This is a genomic window from Streptomyces sp. NPDC006544 (assembly GCF_040611715.1).
Lineage (GTDB): Bacteria > Actinomycetota > Actinomycetes > Streptomycetales > Streptomycetaceae > Streptomyces.
The window spans coordinates 1-8,546 of the sequence record NZ_JBEXOV010000175.1; the positions used below are offsets into that span (position 1 = coordinate 1).

5 protein-coding genes are annotated in these 8,546 nt (G+C 73.2%); 3 read left to right on the forward strand and 2 right to left on the reverse strand.

Annotated features, from left to right (window positions below):
* Window positions 1-575 precede the first annotated feature (575 nt).
* Together ABZY44_RS36780 and ptsP are read left to right on the forward strand one after the other, a co-directional pair.
* Window positions 576-1,025: a PTS glucose transporter subunit IIA gene (locus ABZY44_RS36780; protein WP_356661759.1), complete on the forward strand. Its 450-nt coding sequence runs from the start codon at window positions 576-578 to the stop codon at window positions 1,023-1,025.
* A 74-nt stretch (window positions 1,026-1,099) separates the two neighbouring features.
* Window positions 1,100-2,770, forward strand: a complete 1,671-nt coding sequence (ptsP, locus tag ABZY44_RS36785; protein ID WP_356661761.1) for a phosphoenolpyruvate--protein phosphotransferase — start codon at window positions 1,100-1,102, stop codon at window positions 2,768-2,770.
* Between the two features lie 99 nt (window positions 2,771-2,869).
* Here the strand turns inward: ptsP and ABZY44_RS36790 are convergent, their stop codons facing one another.
* Window positions 2,870-3,790, reverse strand: a complete 921-nt coding sequence (locus ABZY44_RS36790; protein WP_356661763.1) for a hypothetical protein — start codon at window positions 3,788-3,790, stop codon at window positions 2,870-2,872.
* A 68-nt stretch (window positions 3,791-3,858) separates the two neighbouring features.
* A complete protein-coding gene (locus tag ABZY44_RS36795) occupies window positions 3,859-5,835 on the reverse strand; it encodes an acetoacetate--CoA ligase (RefSeq protein ID WP_356661765.1) in 1,977 nt (658 codons plus the stop codon).
* 267 nt (window positions 5,836-6,102) lie between these two features.
* Here ABZY44_RS36795 and ABZY44_RS36800 point away from each other — a divergent pair, with 267 nt between their 5' ends.
* A complete protein-coding gene (locus tag ABZY44_RS36800) occupies window positions 6,103-8,454 on the forward strand; it encodes a glycoside hydrolase family 31 protein (RefSeq protein ID WP_356661767.1) in 2,352 nt (783 codons plus the stop codon).
* Window positions 8,455-8,546: the final 92 nt, after the last annotated feature.

Here is an 8,546-nt window from a genome sequence, read left to right on the forward strand (position 1 = left end):
GACGGGGTATCAACTTTTTGGCGTTGATTTTTGGCACGCTGTTGAGTTCTCAAGGAACGGACGCTTCCTTCGTACTCACCCTCTCGGGCTTTCCTTCGGGCGCTTCCTTCGTTCTTGCGTTTCCGACTCTATCAGAGCCGGTCTCGCTTTGTTTTCGCCTTCCAGGTCATTCGCTTTCGCGTTTCCCTTTCCGGCGAGTCCGACTCTATCAGTCCTTTTCCGTCTCCCTGACCGCTCTCCGTTCTGCCGAATGGGCATACGAAAAGAAGCCGGAATCAAGATCAGTAGTGAAGAGGAGGATGCCCGTCCATCAGCTGTTCGCGACATGTTCACGCGGAGCTTCCTGGCGGGAGTCACGACAGTACAGCCCGGCCAGTGCCCAGGCAAATCGGTTCAGGCGTATGGTCTAGTCCACTAGGTTGTCATCCGATCAGCCCGGGACCGCCGTCAGCACCCGTCAAAGGGTGCACTTCGGACGGAACCGGGACGTCTCATGACTTACCCTTCTCAAAGTACGCCGTCCAGGACTGGTTGTGACGGCGACACGAAGAAGCCCCACCCCTGGGAGGCCCCCCATGACCAGCGTGACGTCCCCACTCGCCGGGACCGCCATCGGACTCGCGGCAGTACCCGATCCGGTGTTCTCCGGCGCGATGGTGGGACCGGGCACCGCTATTGATCCCGTACGCGAGCCTGCGGAGGCGGTGTCTCCCGTCGACGGTGTCATCGTCTCCCTGCATCCGCACGCGTACGTCGTCGTCGACGGCGAGGGCCACGGTGTGCTCACGCACCTCGGCATCGACACCGTTCAGCTGAACGGCGAGGGCTTCGAGCTGCTCGTCAACAAGGGCGACACCGTGACGCGCGGCCAGGCCGTCATCCGTTGGAACCCCGCTGCGGTCGAGGCCGCCGGCAAGTCCCCCATCTGCCCCGTGGTGGCACTGGAGGCGACCGCCGACTCCCTCACCGGCGTCGTGGAGGCCGGAGCCTTGAAGGCCGGAGACGCCCTCTTCGGCTGGCAGTGACGTATCCGCCTGCTCGGGCGAACTGGACATCCAACGCGGCGGGTGGACCCGCCGCTCAATCGGAGACGGGTGAAATGGAGACAACGCTGCGAGGCGTCGGCGTGAGCCACGGTGTGGCCATCGGCGAGGTTCGCCACATGGGCACGGCGGTTCTCGAGCCGCCGGCGAAGCAGATCACCGCGGACGAGGCGGAGCGCGAGCAGGGGCGCGCCCGTCAGGCCGTGGAAGCTGTGTCGGCCGACCTGATCGCGCGCGGCCAGCTGGCCGGTGGCGAGGCTCAGCACGTGCTCGAGGCCCAGGCGATGATCGCCACGGACCCCGAGCTGATGGCGGACGTCGACCGGCGGATCGCCGTCGGCAGCACCGCCGAGCGCGGCGTGTACGACGCGTTCGCCGCGTACCGCGTGCTGCTCGCGGGTGCCGGCGAGTACATGGCCGGCCGCGTGGCCGACCTGGACGACGTGCGCAACCGCATCGTCGCGCGCCTGCTCGGCGTGCCGATGCCGGGCGTGCCGGACAGTGACGAGCCGTACGTACTGATCGCGCGGGACCTCGCGCCCGCCGACACGGCGCTGCTCGACCCCGCGCTGGTCCTCGGTTTCGTGACCGAGGAAGGCGGCCCCACCAGCCACAGTGCGATCCTCGCCCGGGCGCTGGGCGTGCCGGCCATCGTGGCGCTGCCCGGTGCCGGCGAGATCGCCGAGGGCACCCTCATCGCCATCGACGGCAGCACCGGTGACCTGTTCGTGGACCCGTCCCCGGAGAAGCGGGCCGAGCTGGAGGCCGCGGCCGCCGAGCGCAAGGCCGCTCTGTCCGCGTCGTCCGGTCCGGGCGCGACGTCCGACGGCCACAAGGTGCCGCTGCTGGCCAACATCGGCGGTCCGGGCGACGTGCCCGCGGCCGTCGAGGCGGGGGCCGAGGGTGTGGGCCTGTTCCGCACCGAGTTCCTGTTCCTGGACGACAGCAAGAAGGCTCCGAGCGAGGAGAAGCAGGTCGAGTCGTACCGCAAGGTCCTCGAAGCCTTCCCCGAGGGCCGAGTCGTCGTACGCGTCCTGGACGCCGGCGCCGACAAGCCGCTGGACTTCCTGACCCCGGCCGACGAGCCGAACCCGGCTCTGGGTGTCCGTGGTCTGCGCTCGCTGCTCGACCACCCGGACGTGCTGCGCACGCAGCTCACCGCGCTGGCCAAGGCCGCCGCCGGGCTGCCGGTCTACCTCGAGGTCATGGCCCCGATGGTGGCCGACCGGGCCGATGCCAAGGCGTTCGCGGACGCGTGCCGCGACGCCGGTCTGCGGGCGAAGTTCGGCGCGATGGTGGAGATCCCCTCCGCGGCGCTCCGGGCCCGCTCGATCCTGCAGGAGGTCGAGTTCCTGTCGCTGGGCACCAACGACCTGGCGCAGTACGCCTTCGCCGCGGACCGTCAGGTCGGCGCCGTGTCGCGGCTGCAGGACCCGTGGCAGCCCGCGCTGCTGGACCTGGTCGCCATGTCGGCCGAGGCCGCCAGGGCCGAGGGCAAGAGCTGTGGTGTCTGTGGCGAGGCCGCCTCCGACCCGCTGCTGGCCTGCGTGCTGACGGGTCTGGGGGTCACCTCTCTCTCGATGGGTGCCGCTTCGATTCCCTACGTGCGGGCGACGCTCGCGAAGTACACCCTCGCGCAGTGCGAGCGCGCGGCCGCGGCCGCGCGTGCCGCGGACAGCGCGGAGGAGGCCCGCGTGGCCGCCCAGGCGGTGCTGTCCGGAGAGTGACCGGACGGCCCCGGAGGGGTTGACCCGGTCCGAGGGGCCTTCGCCGATGGCGAGGGCCCCTCGGCCGTTCGCGGCCGCGGGTGCGCCGGCCCGCCCGGGTCAGTGGGGCAGGCCCGGTTCGTCCACCTCGTACCCCGGGCAGTATTCGACGCCCGGCTCGGGGGGCACCGGCTCTCCGGTGTCGGCGTCGGTGCAGTAGGCGTTGAAGACGGCCGCCGCGGAGAGCGGTACCAGGCGGCCGCGGTCGAGACGCCAGCCGTGGACCCGGTCCCGGGGGCCGGGCCCGTCCGAGGTGCTGCGCAGTACCAGTCCCCCGGGGCCGCCGAGCGCCAGGCCGGCGGCGAGGACGGTGACGAAGTCGAGGCTCTCGCGGCCCCCGATGTGCGGCGATCCGTCCGCCCGGGTCTGCGTGAGGGCGGCGACGAGCTGTTCGCCTTCGGTCGGGACGCTGCACACCAGGTGGTGGTGGCCCGGGCCGGCCCGGGCCACGAGGCGGTCGAGGGCGTCCGCGGCGCGCCGCAGGGAGGCCGTCCCGATGTCCTCCCCGCAGTCGGCGCAGTTGCCCACGCCGCTCAGGAGCCCGGCGGCGTACTCCCAGGTGGCCTGCCGGACGGCCTCGTCGACGAGGAGCGGGGCCAGTTCGCCGATGGGCCGGCCGGCGTGCGGGAGCGCGGCGCCGGTGCCGGCCAGCTCGGCGGTGAAGCGGGTGCGGCCCTCCGGGGTGTCCGGGTCGATCCCGTGCTCCGCGCAGTACTCGGCGTACTCCGCGGGGTCGAAGAGGGCGACCGTGGTGTGGATGCCCTGGGCCGTGAGGGAGCGGAGCAGGCCGTCGACGTGGTGGAGGTAGTCGCGGTGGTCGTCGAAGGTGAAGCTGCGGTAATGGCGCATGGCCGCGAAGTCCCCGGCGTCGGCCAGGAGGCCGACGGTGCTGGGGGCTTCGCGGCGCAGGGCGCGGCGCCTGCTGGTGGAGGCGGCTCGTCCCGCCGTGGTTCCGGTCCTGGTGTCGTTCGAGCGTGGCATCGGTTCCCCCTCGTGTGCGATCACTTGCTCACTGAGAGTAACCATGGCCACTGACAACGGCCTCGAGGTCAGCCCCGTGTGCGGGCGAGGTCCTCGTAGAAGTGCAGGAGGTCGAGGTTGTCCACCGAGCCGGGGTTGACGGCCTTGGACAGGGGGGCGCCTTGGAGGAGGCGCTTGACCGGGACCTCGATGCGCTTGCCGGTGAGGGTGTGCGGGACGCCCGGCACCTCGATGATGTCGTCGGGCACGTGGCGCGGGGAGAGCTCCTCGCGGATGGTCGCCTTGATGCGGGCACGGAGGTCTTCGTCGAGCACGGCCCCGGGCGCGAGGTGGACGAAGAGCGGCATCCAGTAGCCGCCGTTCGGCTCTTCCAGGCCGATGACCAGCGACTCCTTGATCTCGGGGAGTCGCTCGACGGCCTCGTAGATGTCGGCGGAGCCCATCCGGACGCCCTGGCGGTTCAGGGTGGAGTCGGAGCGGCCGTGAATGACGACGGAACCGTGGTCGGTGATCGTGATCCAGTCACCGTGGCGCCACACGCCGGGGAACATCTCGAAGTAGCTCTCGCGGTAGCGGCTGCCGTCGGGGTCGTTCCAGAAGCGGATCGGCATGGAGGGCATGGGGTTGGTGACCACGAGCTCGCCCACCTCGCCGGTCACGGGCTTCCCCGACGGGTCCCAGGCCTGGAGGTCGGTGCCCAGGCAGGCGGCCTGGAGTTCGCCGATGTGGACGGGGAGGGTGGGGACCGCGCCGGCGAAGCAGCTGCAGACGTCGGTGCCGCCGCTGACGGAGGCGATCCAGAGGTCCTCGGCCACCTCGTCGTGCAGCCAGCGGAAGCCGTCGGGGGGCAGCGGTGAGCCGGTGGTGGCCACGCACTTGACCGCGGAGAGGTCGAAGTCGCGGGAGGGGTGGACTTCCGCCTTGCGGCAGGCCATCACGTAGGCGGCGGAGGTCCCGTAGAGGGTGGCCCCGGTCCGCTCCGCGATGCGCCACTGGGCCCCGGTGTCGGGGAATCCCGGGCTGCCGTCGTATAGCACCACGGTGGTTCCGGTGAGCAGGCCGGAGACGAGGAAGTTCCACATCATCCAGCCGGTGGAGGTGTACCAGAAGAACCGGTCCTCGGGACCGAGGTCGCAGTGGAGGCCGATCTGCTTGAGGTGCTCCAGGAGGATGCCGCCCTGGGACTGGACGATCGCCTTGGGCAGGCCGGTGGTCCCGGAGGAGTAGAGGACCCACAGGGGGTGGTCGAAGGGGACGGGCTCGAAGACGGGCTCGGTGTCGCCCGAGGTGAGGTCGGACCAGTCCAGTGCGCCCGCGGGGGCCGGCGTGCCCAGGAGCGGGATGTGGACGACGGCGCGCAGCGAGGGGAGCTCGGCGCGGAGCTCGGCGACGGTGTCGCGGCGGTCGTGCTCCTTGCCGCCGTAGCGGTAGCCGTCGACGGTGAAGAGGACGACGGGTTCGACCTGCTGGAAGCGGTCCAGGACGCTGCGGGCGCCGAAGTCGGGGGCGCAGGAGGTCCAGACCCCGCCGACGGCGGCGGTGGCGAGGAGCGCGGTGACGGCCTCGGGGATGTTGGGGAGGTAGCCGCTGACCCGGTCACCGGGGCGTACGCCCAGCGCGCGCAGTTCGGCGGCGAGCGCGCCGACCTGTCGGCGGAGCTCGGCCCAGGTGACGGGGGTGGGCTCGTGGGTCTCGTCCACGTGGAGCAGCGCGGCGTCGGCGGCGCGGGCCGGGTCCTCGCCCGCGCGCAGGGCGTGCTCGGCGTAGTTGAGGGTGGCGCCGGGGAACCAGCGTGCGGCGGGCATGGACCGGTCCGCGAGGACGGACGTGTACGGGGTGGTGAAGCGGACGTCGAACCACTCGGCGACGGCCTGCCAGAAGGTGTCGAGCTCGTCGACGGACCAGCTGTGCAGGGCCGGGTAGCCGCCGTCGGCGGGGGCGCCGTGGTGTTCGGCCGCCCAGGCCTGGAAGGCGGTGATCCGGGCTGCGGCGATCCGGTCGGGGCCCGGGGACCAGAGGGGCTCGGGCGGGGTGGCTGCGGTCATGGGTCGGCTCCCGGTCACGTCTGCGGATCGCGCTTCGTAAGCGTGTCGTCTGGGTGGGTCGTGTGCTGTCCGTACGGTGCGGTGTCCCGTACGGTGCCACCGCGCGGGGGGTGTGCGCGCGACGGCTCACAGGGACGATGCCACGTGATCGACATCCGCACCAGAGTGGTCGGCGGCGGTCAGTGGCGGTCGGTTGTGATCCTTTTCCGAGTGAACGGCAGTTGAACGCAGCCTGCTGGGCCGGGCGGCGGTGGCAGGGTGGGCGCCATGGACGCCTCTGAACTGGTGCGTGTGCTCAAGGACCTCGGCAGCGAGCGGGGCCGGCGCGCCTGGCGCGCCGCCTGGCGCAACCGGCGCGTGGACGCGGCGGGGCTCGTGCCCCGGGGCGCGGAGCGGGCGCGCGTGCCGGGGGTGCTGACCGGTACGGAGCCCCGGCCGGGCGGGGGTGTACTGCGGTTCGCCCGTTCGGATCTGCTGATACGGGTCACCACGGGCGGGGCGGTGTTCTGGGGCTGGGACGGGGCCGCGCCCACCCCCTCGTACGCGGTGGTCGGCGAAGGGCCGGACCCCGATCCGCGCGCGGTGCTGGAACCGGACACCGAGGGCGGCTGGCGGGTGGTGTCGGAACGGGTGACGGTCGCGGTGTCCCGGCACGGGGCCGTGGAGGTGCGTACGCCCGGCGGGGCGGTGCTGCGGCGGGAGCTGCCGCCGCGCTGGTGGGAGCCGGCGGAGGGGCCGGACGGGAGCGGGTCGGCCCGTTGGCTGCTGCGCGGTCAGGTCCCGGCGGACGCGCGGGTCTTCGGGCTCGGGGGGCGCGCGGGCGGGCCCCGGCTGAGGAACGGCTCGTACCGGCTGTGGAACACCGATCCCCAGCACGGGTTCGGGCCGGGCGAGGACCCCCTGTACATCACCATGCCGGTCCAGCTGGTCGTGGCGGACGCGGGGACGCACCTGGTGTTCCACGACAACACGTGGGACGGGCGCGTGGTGTTGCGCGAGGGCGAGGAGGGTGCGGGCTCGGGCGCCGACCGGCCCGGGACCTGCGAGCTGCGCATGGAGGGCGGTCCGCTGCGGTGCTGGGTGCTGGTGGGTCCGCCCGCCCGGGTGCTGCAGGGCTGGTCGGGGCTGACGGGCGGGGCCGCCGTGCCGCCGCAGTGGGCGCTCGGCTACCAGCACGCGCGGTGGGGGTTCGGGAGCGCGGCGGAGGTCCGCCGGATCGTGGCCGGTTACACGCGGCGGGGCCTGCCGCTCTCCGCCGTCCATCTGGACATCGACCACTACGACGGGCACCGGGTCTTCACGGTCGACCGCGAGCGGTTCCCCGGTCTTCCGGGTCTGGCCGCCGAGCTGGCGGCGGACGGCGTGCGCCTGGTCTCGATCGTCGACCCGGCGGTGAAGGCGGGCGACGCGCTGCACGTCTCGGGGCTCGCGGTCGGCGCGCACGGCGCCTTCGTGCGGGACGCGGCGGGGCGCGAGGTCCGTGGCGAGGTGTGGCCGGGCGGGTGCGCGTACCCGGACTTCACCGATCCGGCCGTGCGGGCGTGGTGGGGCGGGCTGTACGCGGAGCGTCTCGCGCAGGGCTTCGCCGGGTTCTGGCACGACATGAACGAGCCGGTCTCCTTCGCCGCGTTCGGGGACCGGTCGCTCCCCCGCTCGGCGCGCCACGCGCTGGACGGCGCCGGCGGGGACCACCGGGCCGCGCACAACGTGTACGGGCTCACGATGGCGCGCGCGGGCTGGGAGGGCCTCGTACGGCTGCGCCCGGCCGAGCGGCCGTTCCTCTTCTCCCGGTCGGGGTGGGCGGGGATGCAGCGCTACGGCGGCACGTGGTCGGGGGACGTCGAGAGCACCTGGGACGGGCTGCGGGTCTCGCTGGCGCTGGTGCTGGGGCTCGGCCTGTGCGGGGTGCCCTACACGGGGCCCGACATCGGCGGCTTCTGGGGGTCGCCCTCACCGGAGCTGTACCTGCGGTGGCTCCAGTTGGGCTCGTACCTGCCGCTGTTCCGGACCCATGCGGCGATCTGGGCCGGGCGGCGGGAGCCGTGGGAGTTCGGGGCGGAGGTGGAGGAGGGAGCGCGGGCCGTGCTGGCCGAACGGGAGCGGCTGCGCCCGTACTTCGTGACGCTGGCGCACCTGGCGCGGCGGACGGGTGCGCCGTACGTGCGGCCGCTGTGGTGGGGGTCGCCCGAGGACCGGGCGCTGCGGGACTGCGAGGACGCGTTCCTGCTGGGGGACGCGTTGCTGGTGGCTCCGGTGCTGGAGTGCGGGTCGGACCGGCGGGCGGTGCGGCTGCCGCGCGGCCGGTGGTACGACACGGTGACGGGCACGGCGTACGAGGGTCCCGGCCAGGTGCTGCTGGACGCGCCGGCCGACCGGATCCCGGTGCTGGCGCGGGCGGGCGCGCTCCTGCCGGTACGGGGCGGGGACGGGACGGTGGTCCTGGAGGCCTGGGCTCCGGCGCGCGGGCGTACGGGCGGGGGGCTGGTGGTCCGCGATCCGGGGCCGGGCTTCGAGCCGGGCGAGCTGGAGCGGTACACGGTGCGGTGGATCGGCGACGCGGTGGTGGTGGAGGACGAGGCGGGGGCGGCGGTGGAGGGCGTGGTGGTGCGGGGGGTCTGAGGGGCGGGTCCCGGCGGGGGGGGGGGGGGCCCCCCCGGGCCCGGCCCCGCATGCCCGGCTTGGGGGGGGGGGGCCCCCCCAGGGGCGGGGGC

Bases quoted from the DNA above. Each gene is read 5' to 3' on its own strand.
- ABZY44_RS36780 (WP_356661759.1), top strand. From the start codon at position 576: ATGACCAGCGTGACGTCCCCACTCGCCGGGACCGCCATCGGACTCGCG.
- ptsP (WP_356661761.1), top strand. From the start codon at position 1,100: ATGGAGACAACGCTGCGAGGCGTCGGCGTGAGCCACGGTGTGGCCATC.
- ABZY44_RS36790 (WP_356661763.1), bottom strand. From the start codon at position 3,790: ATGCCACGCTCGAACGACACCAGGACCGGAACCACGGCGGGACGAGCC.
- ABZY44_RS36795 (WP_356661765.1), bottom strand. From the start codon at position 5,835: ATGACCGCAGCCACCCCGCCCGAGCCCCTCTGGTCCCCGGGCCCCGAC.
- ABZY44_RS36800 (WP_356661767.1), top strand. From the start codon at position 6,103: ATGGACGCCTCTGAACTGGTGCGTGTGCTCAAGGACCTCGGCAGCGAG.